Consider the following 23,031-nt stretch of genomic DNA (forward strand, 5'->3'; position numbering starts at 1 on the left):
CGCGCCGCTTGTCTGAAACCTAGTGCCTCGCTGCTGTGTGCGCCGCAGCCATCGCGCCTGATGGGATTCCGCCTTGAAGCTCCATTCATCTGATCCGTCCACTGTTCTCAATACCGTCACCGGCTATGGCGACGGCTATATCGAAATCAACAAGGTGCGCTACGAGCATTCTGTGCTGGTGATGCCCGAAGGGGCCGTCGTACCGTGGGATGTCGCGCGTTTTGAAGACCTCACGCCCGAGCACTTCGCCCGCCTGCTGGAAATGGGCGCAGAAGTGGTGGTGTTCGGCACCGGCAACAAGCTGCGATTCCCCCACCCGCGCCTGACCGCGCCGCTCACCGAGAAGCGCATCGGCGTGGAAGCGATGGACCTGCAGGCCGCAGGCCGCACGTACAACATCCTGATGTTGGAAGGCCGCAAAGCGGCGGCCGCATTGCTGATCGAGCGCACCTGACCGCATGCCGATCGACCGCTCTGCCAACGCGCCCGCCCTGCCCTGGCGCAATGCATCCCTGTGGCTGCTGGCCGCTGCCTTTCTGGCCGTCTGGCTGGGCACGCTGGGCTACCGCCACCTGATCCCCACCGACGAAGGCCGCTACGCCGAGATCGCCCGTGAGATGTTCACCACGGGCGACTGGGTGACCATCCGCTACAACGCGCTGAAGTATTTCGAGAAGCCGCCGCTGCAGATGTGGGGCACGGCACTCGCCTACACGCTGTTCGGCGTGGGCGACTGGCAGGCGCGGCTGTTTACGGCGCTCTCCGGCGTCGCCGGCCTCGTCTTCACGGTGCTGGCTGCAGGGCGCTGGTGGGGAAAACGGACCGCCGTCATCACTGGGTTGGTACTCGTGAGCGCGCCGATGTGGAACGTGGGCGCGCATTTCAATTCGCTCGACATGGGTGTGGCCGGCTGCATGACGATGGCACTGGCGGCACTGCTGCTGGCGCAGCATCCGGATGCCACGCGCAGCCAGCAACGCAACTGGATGTGGGTCTGCTGGGCGTCCATGGCGCTGGCAGTGCTCAGCAAGGGCCTGATCGGCGTGGTGCTGCCGGGCTTTGTGCTGGTGGTTTACACGCTCGTCGCACGTGATTGGGCGCTGTGGAAACGGCTGCACCTAGTGACCGGCCTGATCGTCTTCTTTGCGGTGGGTGCGCCGTGGTTCGTGCTGATTTCTGCACGCAACCCCGAATTTGCGTGGTTCTTCTTCGTGCACGAGCACTTCCAGCGCTTCACTTCCACCGTACACAACCGCAATGCGCCGCTCTGGTATTTCGTACCGCTGCTGCTGGCGGGCTTCCTGCCTTGGCTTGCGCAACTGCCGAGTGCTGCGCGGCTGACCTTCGCCCGCGGTGAAGCTGCCTCCAATGGCTTCCGACCAACGTTGATTGTTGGTCTGTGGGCCATCCTGATCTTCGCGTTTTTCAGCATTTCCGACTCGAAGCTGCCGGGCTATATCTTCCCGATCATCCCAGCACTGGCGGTTCTGGCTGCGCTCGTGCTCGAGAACACCAGCGAGCGTGCCTGGCGCTGGCAGCTCAAGGCCTTCCTGGCGCTGACCGTGGTCGGCCTGGCGGCCAGCGGCTATATGGCGACGATGTCATCGGACATGTACCCGAATGCAGTGTTCGCGCGCTTTGGAGTATTCCTGGCAGTAGCCTTCGCTGCCGGCGCGGTATTCACGTGGCTGGCACTGCGCTTGGCGGACAAGCGCTTCGAAAGTCTCGTTGCGTTCGCCTGCGCATGGTTCCTGACGTTCACGACCGCCCTGCTCGGCCACGAGGCGTTCGGGCGTTCGATGTCGGGCATCGATCTCGTGCCGGCCGTCAAGCCGTGGTTGCAGCCGGGCGTGCCGTTCTATGCGGTGGAGCGGCTGGACCATACAATGCCGTTTTACCTTGGCACGCCAACCACGATGGTGCAGGAGCCCGACGAGCTGGCCTTCGGCGTCGAGCAGGAGCCCGCCAAATGGATTCCGACCACCGAGGTCTTCGTGACCCGCTGGAAGGAAGGTGGCCAGGCGGTCGCCATGATGGGGCCAGGCACATATGACCGGCTGGCAACTCAGGGGGTACCGATGATCGTGATCGCCCGTGACGCCCGCCGCGTGATCGTGCGGCGCAACTAGGTGCCACCCGCTTGTTACTGTCCGGCCCCTCCGAAAGGGGCGTGCAAGCGGAATTGTCGTAACATGCGCCCCGCGGCAGCGTCACGGGGAAACCGCCGCAGTTGGTAAAACACTAAAAGAACACATGAATCTGGTCACTTTCGGGCTGATCCTGACGGGCGTCATGCTCAATGCTTGCGCCCAATTGCTGCTCAAGGCGGGTGTCAACAACATCGGCCGCTTTGCGTTTTCGGCCGAAAACATCCTGCCGATCGGCATCAAGCTTGCAACACAGTTGCCCATCATCGGCGGCCTGTCGTGCTACGTAATTTCCGTGGTGGTGTGGATCCTTGGCCTCTCGCGCGTGGATGTGACCATTGCGTATCCGATGCTCTCGCTGGGCTACGTGGTCAATGCCTTCCTGGCGTGGTATCTGTTTGGCGAAGTGCTGTCGATCCAGCGCCTGGTCGGCATCGCCATCATCCTCGTCGGTGTGCTCGTGCTGGCCCGCTCGTAAGCGGTTTGGCGCCCTCATCCAATTCAAGTCCGCCTTTGCCACAATGACGCAAACCAACGCCACTGCTGAACAACCCTTCCTGCCGTTTGTGCGCCCGACCATTGACGAGGCGACCATCGCCGCCGTGGCCGACGTGCTTCGCTCGGGCTGGATCACCTCGGGGCCGAAGGTCGCCGCATTCGAAGCGGCACTGTCCGAGTATTTCGGCGGCCGTATCGTGCGCACCTTTGCCAACGGCACGGCCACGATGGAAGTCGCACTGCGCATCGCAGGCATCGGCCCCGGCGATGAGGTCATCACCACGCCGATCTCGTGGGTGGCCACGTCCAACGTGGTGCTGACGGTCGGTGCCAAGCCGGTTTTCGTCGACATCGACCCAGTCACGCGCAACATCGATCTGGACAAGGTCGAAGCCGCCATCACGCCGCGCACCAAGGCCATCATCCCGGTCTACCTGTCCGGCCTGCCGGTTGACATGGACCGCCTGTACGACATCGCCCGCCGCCGCAAGCTGCGCGTGGTGGAAGACGCCGCACAGGCCATCGGCTCGCGCTGGGGCGACAAGCGCATCGGCCAGATCGGAGATCTGGTCAGCTTCAGCTTCCAGGCCAACAAGAACATCACCACCATCGAGGGCGGCGCACTCGTACTGAACACGCCGGAAGAAGCCGTGCTGGCCGAGAAGTACCGCCTGCAGGGCGTCGTGCGCACCGGCTTCGACGGCATGGAAGTCGACCTGGTGGGCGGCAAATTCAACCTGACCGATGTGAACGCTGCCATCGGCCTGGGCCAGTTTGCGCAGCTTGAAGCCGTCACCGCACGCCGCGCTGCACTCGCACGCCGCTACTTTGCCGCCATGCGCGCGGCCGACATCGAATCGTTCGGCGTCGAGCTGCCGGTGGAGAACTTCACGCAGACCAACTGGCACATGTTCCAGATCGTGCTGCCGCTGGATCGCCTGAAGGTCGATCGCGCCGGTTTCATGGCCGGCCTGAAGGCGCTGGGCATCGGCGCGGGCGTGCACTATCCGCCCATCCACCTGTTCAAGCTCTACCGCGAACTCGGCTGGAAGCCGGGTATGTTCCCAGTGGCGGAACGCATCGGCCGCGCTATCGTCACGCTGCCGATGTTCGCCGGCATGGAAGATTCCGACGTGGATCGCGTGGTTAACGCGGTCCGCCAACTTTGCACCCAATACCAATAATGAAGACACCTGCTCTCTCGGTCGTCATCCCCGTATACAACGAAGAAGACGGGCTCGCCGCGCTGTTTGCGCGTCTGTATCCCGCACTCGATGCGCTGGGCATCTCGTACGAAGTCGTGTTCGTCAACGACGGCAGCCGTGATCGCTCCGCCGCGATGCTGGCAGAGCAGTTCCGTGCGCGTCCGGACAGCACGCGCGTCGTGCTGTTCAACGGCAACTACGGCCAGCACATGGCCATCCTGGCCGGCTTCGAGCATGCGCGCGGTGAACGCGTCGTCACGCTCGACGCCGACCTGCAGAACCCGCCGGAAGAAATCGGCCGCCTTGTCGAGAAGCTCGACGAGGGCTACGACTACGTCGGCACCATCCGCCGTGTCCGCCAGGACAGCTGGTTCCGCCGCACCGCATCGCGCGCCATGAACTCGCTGCGCGAGCGCATCACGCACATCAAGATGACCGATCAGGGCTGCATGCTGCGCGCCTACAACCGGACCATCGTCGACACCATCAACCGCTGCCGCGAAGTCAACACCTTCATCCCGGCGCTGGCCTACACCTTCAGCAAGAACCCGACCGAAATCGAGGTCGATCACGAAGAGCGCTTTGCGGGCGAGTCGAAGTACTCGCTGTACAAGCTGGTGCGTCTGAACTTCGACCTGGTGACGGGCTTCTCGGTGGTGCCGCTGCAGTGGTTCTCGGCGATCGGGATGCTGCTGTCGCTGGCCTCGGCCATCCTGTTCATTCTGCTGGTGGTGCGCCGCTTTGTGCTGGGCGCGGAAGTCCAGGGTGTGTTTACGCTCTTCGCCATCACCTTCTTCCTGATGGGCGTGCTGCTGTTCGGCATCGGCCTGCTTGGCGAATACATCGGCCGCATCTATCAGCAGGTGCGCGAGCGTCCGCGCTATCTGGTGCAGGGCGTGCTGGAAGACACACCCCATCTGCACGAAGCCGGCCCGGCTGACCTGAAGAATGGCTCGCAGCGAGGTGTGGCATGAATGGTGACATCAAGCGCCGCGCTGTCGTCTTTGCCTATCACAACGTCGGCGTGCGCTGCCTGCGCGTGCTGGCTGCGCGCGGCATCCAGGTCGAACTCGTCGTCACACTCGAGGACAACGCCACCGAGAACATCTGGTTCGGCAGCGTGCGCGCCACGGCACAAGAACTGGGTATCCCCTTCATCACGCCGGACAACGCCAACGGTGACGACCTGCACGCCCGCATCGCGGCCATCGCGCCGGATTTCATCTTTTCGTTCTACTACCGGCACATGATCCCGATGTCGCTGTTGAGCCTCGCCAAGTTTGGCGCGTTCAACATGCACGGCTCACTGCTGCCGAAGTACCGCGGCCGCGTGCCCACCAATTGGGCCGTGCTGCATGGTGAGACCGAAGCCGGCGCCACCCTGCACGAGATGGTCGAAAAGCCGGATGCCGGCTACATCGTCGACCAGACCATCGTTCCGATCCTGCCGGACGACACCGCGCACGAAGTGTTTGAGAAGACCACCGTGGCGGCCGAGCAAACCTTGTGGCGTGCACTGCCCGCAATGATTGCCGGACAGATCCCGCAGCACCCGAATGTGCTCGCCAACGGCAGCTATTTCGGCGGCCGTAAGCCCGAAGACGGCCGCATCGACTGGTCGAAACCTGCCCAGCAGGTCTACAACCTGATCCGCGCCGTCGCTCCACCCTACCCCGGCGCCTTTACCGATGCCAGCAGCACGCGCTACATCGTCGCGCGCGCCCGTCTGGCGCATCAAACCTTCACGAATTTGCCCCCGGGCTTGCACGTCGTGGATAATGCGATGTTCGGCGTGTGCGGCGATGGGGGAGCCATCGCCATCCACGAGCTCTGGCGCGTCGAGCCCCAAGCTGCCAACGGCACGGTTACCGTGACCGCGCAGCAGCTCGCCAACCAGCTCGCCACCTCCTGATTTTGAGTTTGCCTTCATGAAAAAAGTACTGATTCTCGGCGTCAACGGCTTCATCGGCCACCACCTGTCCAAGCGCATCCTGGAGACCACCGACTGGGAGGTCTATGGCATGGACATGCAGACCGAGCGTCTGGGCGATCTGGTCAACCACCCGCGCATGCACTTCTTCGAGGGTGACATCACCATCAACAAGGAGTGGGTCGAGTATCACGTGAAGAAGTGCGACGTGATCCTGCCGCTGGTGGCCATCGCCACGCCGTCGACCTACGTCAAAGACCCGCTGCGTGTGTTCGAGCTGGACTTTGAAGCCAACCTGCCGATCGTGCGTTCGGCTGCCAAGTACGGCAAGCACCTGGTCTTCCCGTCGACCTCCGAGGTCTACGGCATGTGCAGCGATTCGGAATTCGATCCGGAAGCCTCGTCGCTGGTGTACGGCCCGATCAACAAGCCGCGCTGGATCTACGCTTGCTCGAAGCAGCTGATGGACCGCGTGATCTGGGGCTACGGCATGGAAGGCCTGAACTTCACGCTGTTCCGCCCGTTCAACTGGATTGGCCCGGGCCTGGACTCGATCTACACCCCAAAGGAAGGTTCGTCGCGCGTCGTGACGCAGTTCCTCGGCCACATCGTACGCGGCGAGAACATCAAGCTCGTCGACGGCGGCAGCCAGAAGCGCGCCTTCACGTACATCGATGACGGCATCGACGCATTGGTGCGCATCATCGCCAACAAGGATGGCGTGGCGTCGGGCAAGATCTACAACATCGGCAACCCGTCGAACAACTACTCGGTACGCGAACTCGCCAACATGATGCTGGAGCAGGCTGCCAACATCGACGAGTACAAGGACACCGCCAAGCAAGTCAACCTGGTGGAAACCACTTCGGGCGCCTACTACGGCAACGGCTACCAGGACGTGCAGAACCGCGTGCCGAAGATCGCCAACACCATGGAAGAGCTCGGCTGGAAGCCGACCACCGTGATGAAGGACGCGCTGGCAAAGATCTTCGAAGCGTATCGCACGCACGTGGCCGACGCCCGCAGCCTGGTCGAAGAAGGCAACGGCAACAAGTAAGCAGCAATACCCGCGCAGGTTCATGGCCCTCATCGTCCTTAAGATCGACGTCGACACCCTGCGCGGCACTCGCGAAGGCGTGCCCAATCTCTCGCGCATGCTGCGTGAGCACGAGGCAGGCGCGACCTTCCTCTTCAGCCTCGGCCCGGATCACACCGGGTGGGCGCTGCGCCGGGCGTTCCGTCCCGGCTTCCTGAAAAAGGTTTCCCGCACATCAGTCGTTGAGCATTACGGCTTGCGCACGCTGATGTACGGCGTGCTGCTGCCCGGCCCCGACATCGGCCGCAAAGCTGCCGCAGAAATGCGCGCCATTGCCGAGGCAGGCTTCGAGACCGGCATCCACACGTGGGACCACGTGCTCTGGCAAGACAACGTTCGCGAGCGCGATGCCGCCTGGACCGCGCGCCAGATGGGCGCCTCGCACAAGCGCTTTGCCGAAATATTCGGCCACGCGCCTGCCACGCACGGCGCCGCCGGCTGGCAGATGAACGACCACGCCTTCCGCCAGATCGACGCTTGGGGCATGGCCTACGCCTCTGACGGCCGCGGCACGCATCCATACATCCCGAGCGTTGATGGCCAGGCACTGAACCACGTGCAGTTGCCGACCACGCTGCCGACGCTGGACGAACTTATCGGCGTGGATGGCCTGACGACAGAAACCGTCGCCCGGCACATCCTGAAGATGACCGAATCTGACCGCGATCAGGTGTTTACCTTGCATGCGGAGCTTGAAGGACAGAAACTCGCCCCGATCTTCCGCGAGTTGCTGCAAGGCTGGCGCGCGCAGGGCCATCGACTGGCGTCGATGGGCGACTACTACGCGACGCTGGACCGCAGCACCCTGCCTGTACAGCCCGTCACGTGGGGCGAAATTGCTGGCCGCAGCGGCAGCCTGATCGTCCAGCCGGCTTGATCGTCCGACCCGGTTGTACGACGGGCGGCGTGCTGCACGTTTTGCCCGTTCAAGCGTTCCCCGTCTCTCTCCGCGGTTTTCCGGAACACCACCATGCCCGTCTCTCTCGACAAGCCCCTTCCCGATTTCTCCGCGCCGGCCACCAGCGGCGTCACGTTCTCGCCGGCGTCGCTGCACGGCAAGGTCGTCGTGCTGTATTTCTACCCGAAGGACAACACGCCCGGTTGCACCACCGAGGCAATGAACTTCCGCGACCAGTACGACGCCTTTGAAGCTGCTGGCGCCGTGGTATTCGGCATTTCGCGCGACAGCCTGAAATCGCACGAGAATTTCAAGGCCAAGCTCGAGATGCCGTTCGAGCTGATCTCCGACACCGACGAAGCCGTCTGCAACCTCTTCGACACCATCAAGATGAAGAAGATGTACGGCAAGGACGTGCGCGGCATCGAGCGCAGCACATTTCTCATCGACAGCAAGGGCGTGCTGCGCAAGGAATGGCGTGGCGTGAAGGTGCCTAATCATGTGGATGACGTTCTGACGGCAGTGCGCGCGCTGTAACCAGTCAAGCACGAAAGCGCCGCGCAGGGCACGCCGGCGCCTGCTTTTCTGTCAGTTTCGCGTGACAGCAACGCGCCACCAGACGTCACATGTGACAGATTGCAAATCACAAAAGCTTCCGATAAAGTCGGAACCGATGAGTACGAAATCCGGATGCCATTCCGATTGCCCACGACGGTACCGGCGGCCAAGTTGGCCTGATACCGCATCGGCGTTTTTCCCGGCAAACAGGCTGGGCAGAACGCCCGAATCGTGCAGCTTGTCGTGGCGTTCATCTAGGCCGCCCCACCTCTCGCAGGTCATGGCGGCTTTTTTGTGGCCGTCGTCCGTAAGACGTGCTCGCCTGTCCCTCAGCGTTTTCCATCAGCATCGCCCCGCCATGAGCGGGTGCGGTGTTTCGTCGTTGTTCCCTCCAGAGAGGTAATCGAAGCATGCCGCTGCCGACCATGCCCACCCAGCCAGCCCAATTGCTAGACCCGGCTGAATTCAAGCCTTTCGGCAAAGCCGGAAAGCCGAAGGCGGGTCAGGAACCTCGAAAACCGGTGCCCGCGCTGGAGCGCGAGGCGCTGTCCGAAACCGGCCGTGCACAACCCAAGCGCAGCACGGCCCGCGCCCGCTCGGGCGAAGCCCCGCCGATGGCGAAGGAAGACGCTCGCCAGCGCCCAACCGTTGTCGCCAAGACGGTCGACAAGGTGCCTGCGTCCGACAAATCAACTGAAACCGCCGCTCGCCGGCGCGCCCGCCGCGACGACGGCCCGACCAAGCTGTTCGTGCTCGACACCAACGTGCTGATGCACGATCCGTCGTCCCTCTTCCGCTTTGAAGAACACGACGTCTATCTGCCAATGATGACGTTGGAAGAACTGGACAACCACAAGAAGGGCATGAGCGAAGTCGCGCGCAACGCCCGTACGGTCAGCCGCACGCTCGACCAGTTGGTTGCCGGCACCGACGGCGTGATGGACGACGGCCTGCCGCTCGAGAAACTCGGCAACCGCGATGCGCAAGGCCGCCTGTTCTTCCAGACGCGCCTGAACGACATCAAGCTGCCCGACGGCCTGCCGCAGGGCAAGGCCGACAACCAGATCCTGGGCGTGGTGGCGGCGCTGCAGCAGCAGCGGCCGGATCGCCATGTCGTGCTGGTGTCGAAAGACATCAACATGCGGATCAAGGCGCGCGCCCTCGGCCTGCCGGCTGAGGATTACTTCAACGACCGCGTGCTGGAGGACACCGACCTGCTCTACAGCGGTGTGATGGCCCTGCCCGCAGATTTCTGGCAGAAGCACGGCAAGAACATCGAAAGCTGGCAGGATCCGAAGACGGGCACCACGTTCTACCGCCTCTCGGGCCCGCTGGTGCCGTCGTTCCTGGTCAACCAGTTTGTCTTCCTGGAGCCGAATGACGGCAGCCTGCCGCTGTACGCGCAGGTCAAGGAGCTCAACGGCAAGACCGCCGTGCTGCAGACGCTCAAGGACTACACGCACCAGAAGAACAACGTCTGGGGTGTGACCGCGCGCAACCGCGAGCAGAACTTCGCGCTCAACCTGCTGATGCATCCGGAGGTGGATTTCGTCACGCTGCTGGGCTCGGCCGGCACGGGCAAGACGCTGCTGGCGCTGGCCGCAGGTCTGGAGCAGGTGCTGGACCAGAAGCTCTACAACGAAATCATCATCACGCGTGCAACGGTGCCCGTGGGTGAAGACATCGGCTTCCTGCCTGGCACGGAAGAGGAAAAGATGCAGCCGTGGATGGGCGCCTTCGACGACAACCTCGAAGTCCTGCAGAAGTCCGACGACAACGCGGGTGAATGGGGCCGTGCCGCTACGCAGGAGCTGATCCGCTCGCGCATCAAGGTCAAGAGCATGAACTTCATGCGCGGTCGCACCTTCGTCAACAAGTTCCTCATCATCGACGAGGCGCAAAACCTCACGCCCAAGCAGATGAAGACGCTGGTCACGCGTGCGGGCCCGGGCACCAAGATCGTCTGCCTGGGGAACATCGCGCAGATCGACACGCCGTACCTGACGGAAGGCTCGTCCGGTCTGACCTACGTGGTGGATCGCTTCAAGGGCTGGAGCCACAGCGGTCACATTACGCTGGCGCGCGGCGAGCGCTCGCGACTCGCGGATCACGCGTCCGACGTGTTGTAACCGTCACACCGCGGCAGTTTCACCCGCCGCAAACCGATGTGCCACAAGGCCGCGCGATTGCGCGGCCTTTTTCTTGCTGCGTACTCGTTGCCGATCATTCACCTGCCGGAGGCTCGATGATGTTCATGCAGCGAAATCCGCAGTTCCGTACGCGCTCGACACTCCCCTGGGTCGCGCTGGCGATGTTGTTGTCCGCCGGCGCGTCCACCGCGCTTGGCAACAACCTCACGCCGCAGACCGCCGGTCAGATCAGCTACGTCTGTGGTGGCGTTGCCCAGGATGAACAACAAGCATTGAACGACGAAGCGCGCAACTACAACCTGTCCCTGCTGTTCACACAGGGGCCGCGCGGCGAATACCTCGCCGACGTTGACGTTCAAATCACCCGACACGGCAAGGAAGTCGCGAGCTTCCGCGCTGATGGTCCGCGTTGTCTGATCAAGGCGCCGCCGGCCAGCTACAACGTCATCGCCACCTACGAAGGCACGACCAAGCGCGCTACGGTGCAGACCGGCAGCACGCGTAACGTGCAGTTGCGCTGGTAACACCGCCCGCAAACCGCGACGCCATCGGGGCCAATTCCACAGACCCGCGCCCCGCTTGGCGTTGCGCCTCACCAACACGCCATCTGGCCTGGTTTGGCTTTATGGCGCCGAGCGCATAGCATGCGAGCTATCCGGACTTTCCTGATGGCGCATGCTGACGCGGCACAGCTTTCCTCATGGCAATACCCGACTGGCAGGCGCTGCCCTGCTGGCCCTGGTGTGCCTGCTGTCCGCCTGTTCGTCAACGCCTACCCGCTCCACCGCCTCGCGCGACACCACTGGGCTGCGCACGCGCGGCGCCACGATCAACGATCCGAGCGCGGGGCTGGAAGAAATCTCCATTGAGGCGATGGCGCTGGTCGGTACGCCGTACCGCTACGGCGGCAATACGCCTGACACCGGCTTCGACTGCAGCGGGCTCGTGCGCTACGTCGTACAGCGCGCCGCCTCCGTCAATCTGCCCCGTACTGCCGCTGAAATGGGGCGGCGCGGCACCTCGCTGGAACGCCGCGATGTGGCCTCGGGCGACCTCGTCTTCTTCAACACCACTGGTCAACCAAACTCGCACGTTGGCATCTACGTTGGCCAGAACCGCTTTGTGCATGCACCGGCGACTGGCGGCACGGTGCGCTTGGAAGACATGACCAAGTCGTACTGGGCCCGTCGTTACATGGGCGCGCGCCGCGTGGTGGCCGTCAGCAACCTGCCGGATGAGCCTGCTCCCGCCGTCACCCCGGCCCTGGCAACGCCTGCCGCACCGGCCCGGACGCTCGACGACGATCCGCTTGGCGCCCTCGCCCGCGCGCGCAACACGCCGGCCGCCATGCCTGTGGACGACGACCCTATCGCCCGTTTCGCCACGCAATAGCGCATCGGCAATCCCAAAACAGAACGCCCACCGATTGGTGGGCGTTTCGCTTTCCGCGTTGGGAATCGGCTTACAGCACGTGCCGGCCGATCCACCAGGCAATCGCAGCCATGAATGCGGACGCCGGAATCGTCAGAATCCACGCCCACACGATGTTGCCCGCCACGCCCCAGCGCACGGCGGAAGCCTTCTGTGCCGAGCCCACCCCGACGATGGCACCGGTAATCGTATGTGTCGTCGACACAGGCACACCCAGCGCCGATGCGAGGAACAGCGTCAGCGCACCACCGGTTTCAGCGCAGAAACCGCCCACCGGCTTGAGCTTGGTGATCTTCTGCCCCATGGTGCGCACGATGCGCCAGCCGCCCATCAGCGTGCCCAGGCCGATCGCCACATAGCAGCAGACGATGACCCACACTGGGGGTGCATCCGCCGTGGCCGAAGCGTAACCACCCGCGATCAGCAGCATCCAGATGATGCCGATGGTCTTCTGCGCGTCATTGCCGCCGTGACCCAGGCTATACAGCGAGGCCGACAGCAACTGCAGCCGCCGGAACCACCGGTCCACCTTGGATGGCGGCGTTCGGAAGAACAACCACGACACCGCCACCATCAGGATCGACCCGAGAATAAAGCCCAGCAGCGGAGAAATCAGGATGAAGGCCACCGTCTTGAGCAGACCGCTCGCCACCAGCGAACCCGTACCGGACTTGGCCACGGCCGCACCAATCAGGCCGCCGATCAGCGCGTGCGACGAGCTCGACGGGATGCCGTAGTACCACGTGATGATGTTCCACGCGATGGCCCCGACAAGCGCCCCGAAAATGACGTAGTGGTCGACGATCGACGGATCAATGGTGTCGCGCCCAACCGTGGTGGCAACCTTGAGGTGGAAGATGAAAATGGCGATCACGTTGCAGGCTGCGGCCATTGCCACTGCCTGCTGCGGCTTGAGCACGCCGGTCGACACCACCGTGGCGATGGAGTTGGCCGCGTCGTGGAAGCCATTCATGAAATCGAACACGATGGCCAGCCCCACCAGCAGGACGACCACCCAGAGACTGATCTGAAGCGTATGCATGAGGCGTCGTCTCGTCAGGCGTTTTCGAGCACGATGCCTTCGATGATGTTGGCGACATCCTCGCAACGGTCGGTGACGCTCTCCAGTTGCTCGTAGATCGCCTTCAACTTGATCAGCAGTTTGATGTCGTTTTCGGTACGGAACAGCTTGGCCATGGCGGCGCGCATCACGCGGTCGGCTTCCGATTCGAGGCGGTCGATTTCCTGTGCGATGGTCAGGATCTGGCGGCCATTGTTCATGTCGCTGAGCAGCGCCACGGCCTTGCGGACTTCCTCGCAGCAAGCCACGCAGATCGTTGCGAGCTGGCGCGATTCGTCGGTCACGTTGGTGACGTCGTACAGCGAGATGGTGAGCGACACGTCCTCCATGAGGTCGAGGATGTCGTCCATCGTCGTGATCAGCTTGTGGATCTCGTCGCGATCGAGCGGCGTGATGAAAGTCTTGTGCAGCAGCTCGATCGTGTCATGCGTGATGCGATCGGCCTTCTTCTCGAAGTTCTGCACGTTGCGCGCATGCATTTCTGCATTGGGCAGGTCGTTGACCAGCTCCTTGAGCGCATGGGCTGCCTTGACGGCGCACTCGGCGTGCTGGTTGAAGTATTCGAAAAACTTGCCTTCGGTGGGCATGAAGCGACCGAACATGATGATCCTTGAAAACGGAAAACGCAGGAGAGTCGTAAAAACAGCGCCGGACGGGATCACCGCGGGCGCTGTCATCAAAACGCAATATTTTACCGGAACCGAGCGCGCATCATGCGTGGCACGTTGTGGCAGGCCGACACGAAAATGCGTTACGTGTCGTTGTCGAAGAAGGCGTTGCCACCGGTGAAATTATCGAACTTCGTATATTCGCCCAGGAACGTGAGCCGAACAGTACCGATCGGGCCGTTACGCTGCTTACCGATAATGATTTCGGCAGTGCCCTTGTCCGGAGAATCGGGGTTGTAAACCTGATCGCGATAGATGAACAGAATCACGTCAGCATCCTGTTCGATAGCGCCGGATTCACGCAAGTCCGACATCACCGGGCGCTTGTTCGGGCGCTGTTCCAGGCTTCGGTTCAACTGCGACAGCGCAATCACCGGGCAATTCAGCTCTTTCGCCAAGCCCTTGAGCGAACGCGAGATTTCCGAGATTTCCGTCGCGCGGTTTTCGCCACCGCCCGAGCCCGACATCAGCTGCAGGTAATCGATGACGATCAGGCCGAGTTGACCGCACTGGCGCGCCAGCCGGCGTGAGCGTGCACGCAGCTCCATCGGGTTCAGCGCGGGCGTTTCGTCGATGAAGAGCTGCGCGTCGTTCATCTTCTGGATGGCATGCGTCAGGCGCGGCCAATCCTCGTCGAGCAGGCGGCCCGTGCGCAGACGGTGCTGGTCCAGCCGACCGACTGAACCCAGCATACGCATCGCGAGCTGCGTGCCCGCCATTTCCATCGAGAACACCGCCACCGGCAGCCCCTGCTCCACCGCAACGTGTTCGCCGATGTTCAGCGAGAACGCGGTCTTACCCATCGACGGACGGCCGGCCACGATGATCAGGTCACCGCCCTGCATCCCGCTGGTCATACGGTCGAGGTCAACGAAGCCCGTCGGCACACCGGTGATGTCGCTCTGGTTGTCCCGGTGGTACAACTCGTCGATACGCTCGACCACCTGCGTCAGCAGCGGCTGGATTTCCAGGAAGCCCTTCTGCCCGCGCGAGCCCTCTTCGGCAATCGCGAACACCTTGGATTCCGCTTCATCCAGCAGTTGGCGTACGTCACGGCCCTGCGGGTTGAAGGCGCCGGCGGAGATCTCGTCGGCAATCGTTACCAGTTGGCGCAGCACACCACGGTCACGGACGATTTCCGCATAGCGGCGGATGTTGGCCGCGCTCGGCGTGTTCTGCGCCAGTGCGTTCAGGTAGGCCAAGCCACCCACCTCTTCCGCCTTGCCCGCCGCCTGCAACTGCTCGTACACCGTGATCACGTCGGCCGGCTTGGCCTGCGAGATCAACTTGCCGATGTTGTGGAAGATCAGCCGGTGGTCGTAGCGGTAGAAATCGTGCTCGTTGATGAAGTCGGCGATGCGATCCCAGGCGGCGTTGTCCAGCAGCAGGCCACCGAGCACCGATTGTTCGGCCTCGATGGAATGCGGCGGCACTTTGAGGGAATCGAGCTGGGGATCGGAGGGCGCATTCATGGCGGGATTATAGCGGCGCTGCTCGGTCTTCAATCTGAACCCCTGACACAAAGGACAACAAAAAAAGGCAGAGACTTTCGTCCCTGCCTTCTTGACTCGCGCCAGCCGGAAGCCCCGGGAGCCGCGAGGTGCAGCGTACGTACTTAGACGGTCTCGCCCTGCACCGACACGTTCACGTCGACTGCCACATCGGTGTGCAGCGACACGACAACCGGGTGATCGCCCGTGGTCTTCAGCGGGCCGTTCGGCAGACGCACTTGCGCCTTCTCGACCTTGAAGCCTTGTGCGTTCAGCGCGTCAGCGATGTCGTGGTTGGTGACGGAGCCGAACAGGCGACCATCCACACCAGCCTTTTGCGACAGTTGCAGCGTCAGGCCGTTCAGCTTTTCGCCTTCGGCTTGTGCAGCAGCCAGCTTTTCAGCGGCCAGCTTTTCCAGCTCAGCACGGCGAGCTTCGAATTCCTTGATCGCCGACGCCGTTGCACGGCGTGCTTGCTTTTGCGGGATCAGGAAGTTACGGGCGTAACCGTCCTTCACACGCACCACGTCGCCCAGGTTACCCAAGTTGATGACTTTTTCCAGCAGAATGACTTGCATCGTTTTTCTCCTTATCCGCGCCGATTACTTCTTGTGCTGATCGGTGTACGGCATCAGCGCGAGGAAACGCGCGCGCTTGATGGCCGTATCGAGCTGGCGCTGATAGATCGCGCGCGTGCCGGTCAGGCGGGCCGGAGTGATCTTGCCGTTCTCGCCGATGAAGTCCTTGAGCAGATCGACGTCCTTGTAGTCGATTTGCTCAACGCCTGCCACGGTGAAGCGGCAGAACTTCTTGCGCTTGAACAGCGGGTTTTGCTGCTGGAAGCGCTTCTTGTTCTTCGCGTCGCGCTGCTTCTTGTTCATGAATGCCATGATTCAATCCTTTACGAATACGTTACATCCGGAGATGTGAAAGACCAGTGTCTTGCTGCTGCGGTGCTTGCGAGCCAGGAATCCGACGCAATCCAGGACAGTGCCTGGTGCAATGCGGTCCAGAACGGAGGCCATCTTGCCGGCGCCCAGCGCTTCGATCGAAAACTCGACCTGTCGCGCTGTCTGCGCTTCCATCGCCTGCCCGCTGTAGGTCAGCAGACAATTGACGATGGGCACGCCGGCTGGGGTGTATCGCATCACCTCACGCTCGACCAGTGTGGCGACGAGCTGCAGATGGTTGATGGCGTTGTCCCCGTGACTTCCGTTCATGCTCGCGGTGGGCGTGGGTTAGCTACGCGCCGCACCGCGCGACATCAGGCGGCCTGTTCGGTTTGAGCGGCGGCCTTCTTGGCCTCTTCGCGTGCCACTTCCTTCATCATCGGCGACGGAGCCGTTTCAGCCTTCTTGGTCTGAACGATGAGGTGACGCAGCACAGCGTCGTTGAACTTGAACGCGTGCTCGAGCTCGGCCAGGGTTTCCTTGCCGCATTCGATGTTCATGCACACGTAGTGAGCCTTGGCCAGCTTCTGGATCATGTAGGCCAGTTGGCGACGGCCCCAGTCCTCGACGCGGTGCACTTGGCCGCCTTGCGTGGTGACCGTGCTCTTGTAGCGCTCGATCATCGCGGGCACTTGCTCGCTCTGGTCCGGATGGACGATGAATACGATTTCGTAATGACGCATTGACGCTCCTTGTGGATTAAGCCGCCCGGGCGTCACACTCCGGTGCAGCAAGGTTGGTTAGCCTGCCATTATACGCAGGCTTGGACGATTTTTTCAATACCGATCAATGACTTGCTGCAGGGAGGCAGTTTCTGCCTGAGCACGCCCAGCTGCGATGAGCAGCATCAGCAGCACCCGCGCCTTATACGGATTGAGCGCGCCACTCGATGCCCAGCCCTGCCCGCCGGGTTGCGCCGGCACGACACCCGCGCCTGTACGCGTCGAGCGCAGCACAAAAACACCTTGCTGGCTGGCGCGCTCAAGCGCGGCCTCCAGATTCGCGTGGATGGAGCCTGCACCGGTGGCTGCAATCACCAGCCCCCTCACGCCCGCCGCAACCAACGTATCGACCAGCCGCGCATCCGGCTGCGCGTAGCTCGCCAGCACTTCCACCCACGGCCACTGACCCGCCGACGGCATCGGTAACACATCGGCCGCAGCCGGACGCTGAGTCGCGCGCGAAAACTGCACCTGCGCGTCCAGCACAAAACCCACCGGGCCACTGTCCGGCGAGACAAACGCCTCCACCGCGTAGGTATGCCCCTTCTGTACGTCACGTGCCGCGTGCACGCGTTGGTTGAGCGCCACCAGCACACCGCGCCCGCGCGAGCCCGGATTGGCCGCCAAACGCACAGCATTCAGCAGGTTCAGCGGGCCATCCGCCGACAGCGATGTCGACGGACGCATCGCCGCCGTCACGACGATGGGCGTATCGCCCTGCTGCGTCAGGTGCAGCAGCATGGCCGTCTCTTCGAGCGTATCCGTGCCGTGCGTGATGACCACGCCATCCACGCGCTCAACGTCGATCCAGTGACGGATCCGCGTGACCAGCTTTTCCCACACATCGAAGGTCAGGTCCTTGCTGTCGATCTGCGCGACCTGCTCGGCACGCACATTGGCGATGCGCTCCAAGCCAAGCTTGCTGGCAGCAAGCAGCTGATCGATGGGCACGGCGCCCGCACGGTAGCGGGCAGCGGAGCCGGCATCATCGGCAGATCCGGCGATCGTGCCGCCGGTGGCGAGGATGGCAATGGTAGGCAAGGACATCATTGCGGACATGCGTTGTGGGCAAGGCGCGCATTGTATCCGCGCGCCCCGCCTTTGCCGACGCGGGATTGCCCTTGGGCGAGCACCAAAGCAAAACGCCGGCACACAGGCCGGCGTTTGCAGCACAAGCAGCGTCGCTTACTTCTCGACGAAGGCGCGTTCGATCACATAGTCACCGGCTTCGCCCATGCGCGGAGAAATCTTGAAACCACGCGCGTCGAGCAGCTTGCAGGTGTCTTCCAGCATAGCCGGACTGCCGCAGATCATGGCGCGATCCACGGCCGGGTCCATCGGCGGCAGGCCGATGTCGGCGGACAGCTTGCCGTTGTCGACAAGGTCGGTCAGGCGACCCATGTTGCGGAACGGCTCGCGCGTAACAGTCGGGTAATAGATCAGCTTGTCGCGCACCTGGTCGCCGAAGAATTCGTTGTTCGGCAGCTCGCTGGTGATGAAGTCGGCATAGGCGAGTTCGCTCACCTGGCGCACGCCGTGCAGCAGCACAACCTTTTCGAAGCGCTCGTAGGTGTCGGGGTCCTGGATGATGCTCATGAACGGTGCCAGACCGGTGCCGGTGCCGAACAGGTAGAGGTTCTTGCCAGGCAGCAGGTCGTCCAGCACGAGCGTGCCGACCGGCTTCTTGCTCACCAGCAGCTTGTCGCCCACCTTCAGGTGCTGCAGGCGCGACGTGAGCGGGCCGTTCTGCACCTTGATGCTGAAGAACTCCAGATGCTCTTCATAGTTCGGGCTGGCGATACTGTAAGCGCGCATGAGCGGCTTGCCCTCGACTTCCAGACCGATCATGACGAAATGGCCGTTATGGAAGCGCAGCGCCTGGTCGCGCGTGGTCTTGAAGCTGAACAGCGAGTCGTTCCAGTGATGGACGCTCAGAACGGTCTCTTGATTGAAAGCGGACATAGTGACGTTCGGGCCAGCCCAAGGAGGCTTTATGGCGGTGCAAAATCGGTCAAGGCCTTGATTTTATGCGATTCGCTCCGCCTGCGCCTGCATCGATTGCGCATAAGCTTCTAACCAGCCGCATAGGTTTTGACGTGGATCAGAGGTGACGGCGTGCTCGCGCAACACGTCACAACGAAATCACTTGCGCTTCCCGCATCACTGTATAAAATCACAGCACCTGTTCAGATATACAGTGCATCCATGGCCACCCTCACCCCCCGCCAGCAACAGATCTACGACCTGATCCGCCAGACAATCCAGCGCACCGGCTTTCCGCCCACCCGCGCCGAGATTGCCGCGGAGTTCGGTTTCTCGTCGGCCAATGCCGCCGAAGAACACCTGCGGGCACTGGCGCGCAAGGGCGTGATCGAACTGACACCGGGGGCCTCGCGCGGCATCCGGTTGCGGGCGACAGGCGCCGATGCCACCCAGCATCAGTTCTCGCTGCCGTCGATGGGGTTGATGCAATTGACGCTGCCGCTGGTTGGCCGCGTGGCTGCAGGCAGCCCGATCCTGGCTGCCGAGCATATTGATCGGCAGTACCAGGTCGATCCGTCGCTGTTCTCTACCCAGCCCGACTTCCTGCTGAAGGTGCGCGGCATGAGTATGCGCGACGCTGGCATTCTGGATGGCGACCTGCTGGCCGTGCAGCGCGCTACCGAAGCCGCCAACGGCAAGATCATCGTCGCGCGCCTGGGCGACGACGTCACGGTCAAGCGCTTCCAGCGCAAAGGCCGTCATGTTGAGCTGATTGCCGAGAACCCGGATTTTGAGCCGATCCACGTCGACCTGGATCGCGATGAGTTCCACCTGGAAGGCTTGGCTGTTGGCCTGATCCGGCCAGCCGCCCCGTAAGTCTCAGGCGCACCCGCGCCGTTTCCTTCGCTGTTTTGTGCTACCCGGAGGTGAGCCATTGGCTCGCCGGGGCGGCGTCTTGCCGCCCGCTTTTTCACCTGAACTCACGAGGTCTGCCATGCGACTCGGATCGATGTCTTCCCGCCGCCCGGTACATCCGGTGCCCTATCGCCAAACCCAAGGCGTGCGCATCTATCAAGGGGAACAACGCCGTACGATGGTCGGCAGCATGGCCGCGATCTGCCGCATGCTGGACGCCATTCCAGCAGCCGCGCGCCCGGCGGGTGCCGAGCGTTGTTGACACCAATGCATCAGATGGTGGCACCGATCAGGGCATTCCCCAATGCTGCCGCCGCAACTGATTTCATACACTGGCCGGGCCCTGAGGACAGGGCTTTCTTCAACTGATTTTCGGCCCGCCATTTGAGCGGGCTGTTTTTTCTGTCCACATGTTGACGCAGCGCCACATTCGCGATGTGTTTCGCTGGCAAAACGGACGTTTACCCGGATTTTGTTTGGCGTGCGTGACAGTAGTATTGCTAGTGCCCTCAGGGGCAATTGAGATCGCTGAATTCGAAGCCCGCTGACCGCGGGCTTTTTTTTCGCCGCGGCGGCCCCGGCCAGCAACTAGACGCTGCCGGCCCTCTCCACGACGAGAATCCGCGCCGCACCGCGCGGATGTGCCACGTGCTCGCAGCCAATGCCCGCAAAGAAGATGTCGCCCGGCTCCAGCGCCGCAACCTTCTCTTCGCCGGCTTCTCGATAGTGCATGTCGACGATTCCGTCGAGCACCACGAAGACTTCCTCGCCATCGTTCACGTGCCAGCGGTAAGGGTGATCAGTCCAATGCAGGCGCGTCGTGATGCCGCCCATGTTGGCGATGTCGAGCGCACCCCAGGCACGCTCTGCAGTGAACGATTTCGCGCGGATGATCTTCATGGCGATCGTACGGCAGTTACTGCATCGACGGCAGGTTGCCGATACGCACCAGCATCTCGGTGAACATCTGCATGTCCAGATCGAGATCCGGCACTTCCTTGTACTCGTTGGCGTTGTGTGCGGTGTACTTCTTGCCGGGCATGGCCGGGCCAAAGTTGATGGCATTCGGCATCAGCTTGGCGGTCGTGCTGCCCGCAGTTGGCACGGGCTTGGCGTCTAGGCCAGTCGTGTCACCGTAGATATTGAGCAGCGTCGACAGCCAGGCGCCCTTCGGATCGCGCGCCATCCAGTTGCCCTGGTCGTGGTTGATTTCCAGCGCGACGTGGTTGGTGTTGGCCCATGCGTTGATCTTGCCGGCGATCTCACCGCGCAGCGCATCGGGCGTCTTGCCGCGCGGCATGCGCACGTTGGCGGTCACCTCCACACGGCCGTTCTTGTCGCCGATCACGGTGGGCGAGATGGTGAACGGGCCCATGAAGTCGTCCTTGTAGGCGAGGCCCATGGTGTTACCTAGGTAATCGGTGCCGTACAGGTCGGCGAGGTAACGCACTGCGTGGGCGTAGGCGTTGTCGGCCAAGCCAATATCTGCTGCGCGCAGGAACAGCGCCAGGCGCGGCAGCGGGTTGACACCCTCTTCCGGACGCGAACCGTGCGCCGACGTGCCAGTGACCTTCACGACAATGCTGTCCGCATTGCGCGTGATGTCGATCGAGAACTTGCCCTGCGCGGCCAGGCTGCTTACAAAGGCATCGCGCTTGGCTTCGAGCGCGGCGGCGGCCACACCCAGATCACCCCCCTTAAGCGTGGCGGTCGCCGTCTGCGGGATGGAACTGGCCGACGCCGCGCCCGTCATCGAAGCAATGGCCGTACGCGAAGCATCGCCAGCCTGAGCCGGGAAGAACACCTTCAGCGCGCCCGTGCCCTTTTCCGCCACCACGGCCGGATATTTGCTGTCGAGCACGATGTTGTACGCCGGCAGTTGCGTGCGCTCGCGGTAGTACTTCATGCCATCGCCGCCGGTTTCTTCCGTGGTCTCGATCATCAGACGGATCGTGCGCGCGAGCGGTACACCGCTGTCCTTGACCGTCTTCATGGCATACAGCGCCGCGGCAATCGAGCCTTTGTCGTCGATGGTGCCGCGACCGTACAGCAGGCTGCCTACGCGCGTGACCTTGAACGGATCGAGCTTGGTGCCATCGCTGAGCACCCATTCTTCGGCCTTGGCAGGCACGACGTCGGCGTGCGTCAGGATGCCGAATTCGTCCGAGCCGGTGCCGGGCAGCGTGACTTCGAACACGCGATTGTCGACGTTGCGATACTTCAGGCCGAAGTCATTGGCCATGCCCTCGATCAGCTTGCCGAACGCCACGATGGCAGGGTTCTCATGCTGCGGAACCTTGTCGTCGCGCACGGTGGGCAGCGCGACCATCTTCTCGATCGACCCAATCACGGCTTGCTGATTGTGCAAACGGTTATAGACACCGAGCAGGCGGCCGATGTTGACGAGATCATCGCCCGTCAGCGCAGCCTTTTTCTGATACGCGGCAACGCTGCCTGCAACCTGCGGATCCGCCTTGGCCGCGGCAGCCAGGAAGCTATTCAGGTCAGCCGAAGCCTTGGATTGCTCCGCCGCGACCAGCGCGTCAAGCTGAGGTTTTTGGAGCGTGACAGCAAAGGCGCCGGTACCGAACGCGAGTGACAAGACGACCGTCAGCGAGGACAGACCCATATGGACAGTGCGAGCAGTGCGTTGCATTGAAACGTTTCCGAAAAAGGCGAAGGCGCCATCATAGGGGCGATGCCTGATGTGCGCATTGTGCAGTGCCACAACCCCGGCTGCTCGGGCCGTGCAGCGTTGCGGGTTATGCTTGGTGCTTTCCCAGGAGGCTCGCCACATGGAACCGTGTCTGGACACCGCCCCCACGCTGCTTGACGTGCTGGAAGAATTGCGCCGGCGCGAGCCCATCTTCCACCGGCCGGAATTCGGTACTCGCCGCGAAGATTTCGAGCGCATGACCACGGAGGATTTCTGGGAAACCGGCGCCTCAGGCCAGCGCTATAGCCGCAGCTACGTGCTCGGCGTGCTGGATGCCCGGCATGGACACATCGGGGAAGAATTCTGGCAAACGCGGGACTTCCGCTGCCAGGAGATCGCGCCGGACAACTATCTGCTGACGTACACGCTGGTGCAGTCGAATCGCACGACACGCCGGGCAACGCTTTGGCGACGCACCGCAGACGGCTGGAAGGTCGTGTACCACCAGGGGACGGTAGTCGCAGACGCCTGAACGCAAAAAAGCCCGCAGAAGCGGGCTTTTCTACTGAAACTTTGGGGTGACCGATGGGATTCGAACCCACGACAACCAGAATCACAATCTGGGACTCTACCAACTGAGCTACGGCCACCGT

26 protein-coding genes and 1 tRNA gene are annotated in these 23,031 nt (G+C 62.6%); 15 read left to right on the plus strand and 12 right to left on the minus strand.

The annotated features are described in order from the left end of the window. Window positions 1–73 precede the first annotated feature (73 nt). From PI87_RS01730 to PI87_RS01785, 12 genes are all read left to right on the plus strand, one after another. A complete protein-coding gene (locus PI87_RS01730) occupies window positions 74–454 on the plus strand; it encodes an Mth938-like domain-containing protein (RefSeq protein ID WP_039595953.1) in 381 nt (126 codons plus the stop codon). 4 nt (window positions 455–458) lie between these two features. Next, window positions 459–2,129, plus strand: coding sequence for a glycosyltransferase family 39 protein (locus PI87_RS01735; protein ID WP_039595954.1), 1,671 nt, complete (start codon window positions 459–461; stop codon window positions 2,127–2,129). A 124-nt stretch (window positions 2,130–2,253) separates the two neighbouring features. Further along, the gene (locus PI87_RS01740) at window positions 2,254–2,625 is read left to right on the plus strand and encodes an EamA family transporter (RefSeq protein ID WP_039595955.1); all 372 of its coding nucleotides are present in this window, start codon (window positions 2,254–2,256) and stop codon (window positions 2,623–2,625) included. A 43-nt stretch (window positions 2,626–2,668) separates the two neighbouring features. After that, window positions 2,669–3,829, plus strand: coding sequence for a DegT/DnrJ/EryC1/StrS family aminotransferase (locus PI87_RS01745; protein WP_039595956.1), 1,161 nt, complete (start codon window positions 2,669–2,671; stop codon window positions 3,827–3,829). Then, window positions 3,829–4,824: a glycosyltransferase gene (locus PI87_RS01750; RefSeq protein ID WP_039595957.1), complete on the plus strand. Its 996-nt coding sequence runs from the start codon at window positions 3,829–3,831 to the stop codon at window positions 4,822–4,824. Before PI87_RS01745 ends, PI87_RS01750 begins: the two co-directional genes overlap by 1 nt. A gap of 8 nt (window positions 4,825–4,832) precedes the next feature. Next, window positions 4,833–5,762 carry a formyltransferase gene (locus PI87_RS01755; RefSeq protein ID WP_039596427.1) on the plus strand — a complete coding sequence of 310 codons (930 nt, stop codon included), beginning with the start codon at window positions 4,833–4,835 and terminating at the stop codon, window positions 5,760–5,762. 16 nt (window positions 5,763–5,778) lie between these two features. Beyond that, window positions 5,779–6,837: a bifunctional UDP-4-keto-pentose/UDP-xylose synthase gene (locus PI87_RS01760; RefSeq protein WP_052321361.1), complete on the plus strand. Its 1,059-nt coding sequence runs from the start codon at window positions 5,779–5,781 to the stop codon at window positions 6,835–6,837. A 22-nt stretch (window positions 6,838–6,859) separates the two neighbouring features. Continuing rightward, on the plus strand, window positions 6,860–7,753 hold the full coding sequence (locus tag PI87_RS01765; protein ID WP_039595958.1) for a 4-deoxy-4-formamido-L-arabinose-phosphoundecaprenol deformylase: 894 nt from the start codon (window positions 6,860–6,862) through the stop codon (window positions 7,751–7,753). 93 nt (window positions 7,754–7,846) lie between these two features. After that, window positions 7,847–8,311 carry a peroxiredoxin gene (locus PI87_RS01770; RefSeq protein ID WP_039595959.1) on the plus strand — a complete coding sequence of 155 codons (465 nt, stop codon included), beginning with the start codon at window positions 7,847–7,849 and terminating at the stop codon, window positions 8,309–8,311. A gap of 431 nt (window positions 8,312–8,742) precedes the next feature. Continuing rightward, window positions 8,743–10,461: a PhoH family protein gene (locus tag PI87_RS01775; protein ID WP_039595960.1), complete on the plus strand. Its 1,719-nt coding sequence runs from the start codon at window positions 8,743–8,745 to the stop codon at window positions 10,459–10,461. 119 nt (window positions 10,462–10,580) lie between these two features. Then, the gene (locus PI87_RS01780; protein WP_039596429.1) at window positions 10,581–11,006 is read left to right on the plus strand and encodes a hypothetical protein; all 426 of its coding nucleotides are present in this window, start codon (window positions 10,581–10,583) and stop codon (window positions 11,004–11,006) included. A gap of 151 nt (window positions 11,007–11,157) precedes the next feature. Continuing rightward, on the plus strand, window positions 11,158–11,874 hold the full coding sequence (locus tag PI87_RS01785) for a C40 family peptidase (protein ID WP_039595961.1): 717 nt from the start codon (window positions 11,158–11,160) through the stop codon (window positions 11,872–11,874). Between the two features lie 70 nt (window positions 11,875–11,944). Here the strand turns inward: PI87_RS01785 and PI87_RS01790 are convergent, their stop codons facing one another. The 9 genes from PI87_RS01790 to PI87_RS01830 all read right to left on the minus strand — a co-directional run bounded on the left by PI87_RS01790 (window position 11,945) and on the right by PI87_RS01830 (window position 18,786). Further along, entirely contained in the window at window positions 11,945–12,955 is a 1,011-nt protein-coding gene (locus tag PI87_RS01790; RefSeq protein WP_039595962.1) for an inorganic phosphate transporter, read from the minus strand. A 14-nt stretch (window positions 12,956–12,969) separates the two neighbouring features. Further along, a complete protein-coding gene (locus PI87_RS01795) occupies window positions 12,970–13,596 on the minus strand; it encodes a DUF47 domain-containing protein (protein WP_039595963.1) in 627 nt (208 codons plus the stop codon). 149 nt (window positions 13,597–13,745) lie between these two features. Next, entirely contained in the window at window positions 13,746–15,134 is a 1,389-nt protein-coding gene (locus PI87_RS01800; RefSeq protein WP_027677550.1) for a replicative DNA helicase, read from the minus strand. A gap of 143 nt (window positions 15,135–15,277) precedes the next feature. Then, a complete protein-coding gene (gene rplI / locus PI87_RS01805) occupies window positions 15,278–15,730 on the minus strand; it encodes a 50S ribosomal protein L9 (protein WP_039595964.1) in 453 nt (150 codons plus the stop codon). Window positions 15,731–15,754: 24 nt separating this feature from the next. Further along, window positions 15,755–16,033, minus strand: coding sequence for a 30S ribosomal protein S18 (rpsR, locus tag PI87_RS01810; protein WP_039596430.1), 279 nt, complete (start codon window positions 16,031–16,033; stop codon window positions 15,755–15,757). 12 nt (window positions 16,034–16,045) lie between these two features. Then, on the minus strand, window positions 16,046–16,372 hold the full coding sequence (gene priB / locus PI87_RS01815) for a primosomal replication protein N (RefSeq protein WP_039595965.1): 327 nt from the start codon (window positions 16,370–16,372) through the stop codon (window positions 16,046–16,048). A 44-nt stretch (window positions 16,373–16,416) separates the two neighbouring features. Continuing rightward, entirely contained in the window at window positions 16,417–16,785 is a 369-nt protein-coding gene (rpsF, locus tag PI87_RS01820) for a 30S ribosomal protein S6 (RefSeq protein ID WP_039595966.1), read from the minus strand. Between the two features lie 93 nt (window positions 16,786–16,878). Continuing rightward, a complete protein-coding gene (locus tag PI87_RS01825; RefSeq protein ID WP_198139497.1) occupies window positions 16,879–17,874 on the minus strand; it encodes an asparaginase in 996 nt (331 codons plus the stop codon). Window positions 17,875–18,009: 135 nt separating this feature from the next. After that, on the minus strand, window positions 18,010–18,786 hold the full coding sequence (locus PI87_RS01830) for a ferredoxin--NADP reductase (RefSeq protein WP_039595967.1): 777 nt from the start codon (window positions 18,784–18,786) through the stop codon (window positions 18,010–18,012). A gap of 243 nt (window positions 18,787–19,029) precedes the next feature. Between PI87_RS01830 and lexA the strand changes: the two genes are divergently transcribed. Both lexA and PI87_RS01840 read left to right on the plus strand, forming a co-directional pair. Continuing rightward, window positions 19,030–19,683: a transcriptional repressor LexA gene (gene lexA / locus PI87_RS01835; protein WP_039595968.1), complete on the plus strand. Its 654-nt coding sequence runs from the start codon at window positions 19,030–19,032 to the stop codon at window positions 19,681–19,683. Between the two features lie 118 nt (window positions 19,684–19,801). Beyond that, window positions 19,802–19,984 (plus strand): hypothetical protein, encoded by a 183-nt coding sequence (locus tag PI87_RS01840; protein ID WP_039595969.1) that lies wholly within the window; start codon window positions 19,802–19,804, stop codon window positions 19,982–19,984. Between the two features lie 326 nt (window positions 19,985–20,310). On the opposite strand, the gene PI87_RS01845 is transcribed toward PI87_RS01840, so the two are convergent. Both PI87_RS01845 and PI87_RS01850 read right to left on the minus strand, forming a co-directional pair. Beyond that, entirely contained in the window at window positions 20,311–20,622 is a 312-nt protein-coding gene (locus PI87_RS01845; RefSeq protein ID WP_039595970.1) for a cupin, read from the minus strand. Between the two features lie 16 nt (window positions 20,623–20,638). Further along, on the minus strand, window positions 20,639–22,378 hold the full coding sequence (locus PI87_RS01850; RefSeq protein WP_039595971.1) for a dipeptidase: 1,740 nt from the start codon (window positions 22,376–22,378) through the stop codon (window positions 20,639–20,641). 139 nt (window positions 22,379–22,517) lie between these two features. Between PI87_RS01850 and PI87_RS01855 the strand changes: the two genes are divergently transcribed. Further along, entirely contained in the window at window positions 22,518–22,910 is a 393-nt protein-coding gene (locus PI87_RS01855; protein WP_039595972.1) for a nuclear transport factor 2 family protein, read from the plus strand. Window positions 22,911–22,952: 42 nt separating this feature from the next. Here PI87_RS01855 and PI87_RS01860 read toward each other — a convergent pair. After that, window positions 22,953–23,028, minus strand: a tRNA-His gene (locus PI87_RS01860). Window positions 23,029–23,031 lie beyond the last annotated feature (3 nt).

It is taken from the genome of Ralstonia sp. A12 (assembly GCF_000801955.1).
Classification (GTDB): Bacteria; Pseudomonadota; Gammaproteobacteria; order Burkholderiales; family Burkholderiaceae; genus Ralstonia.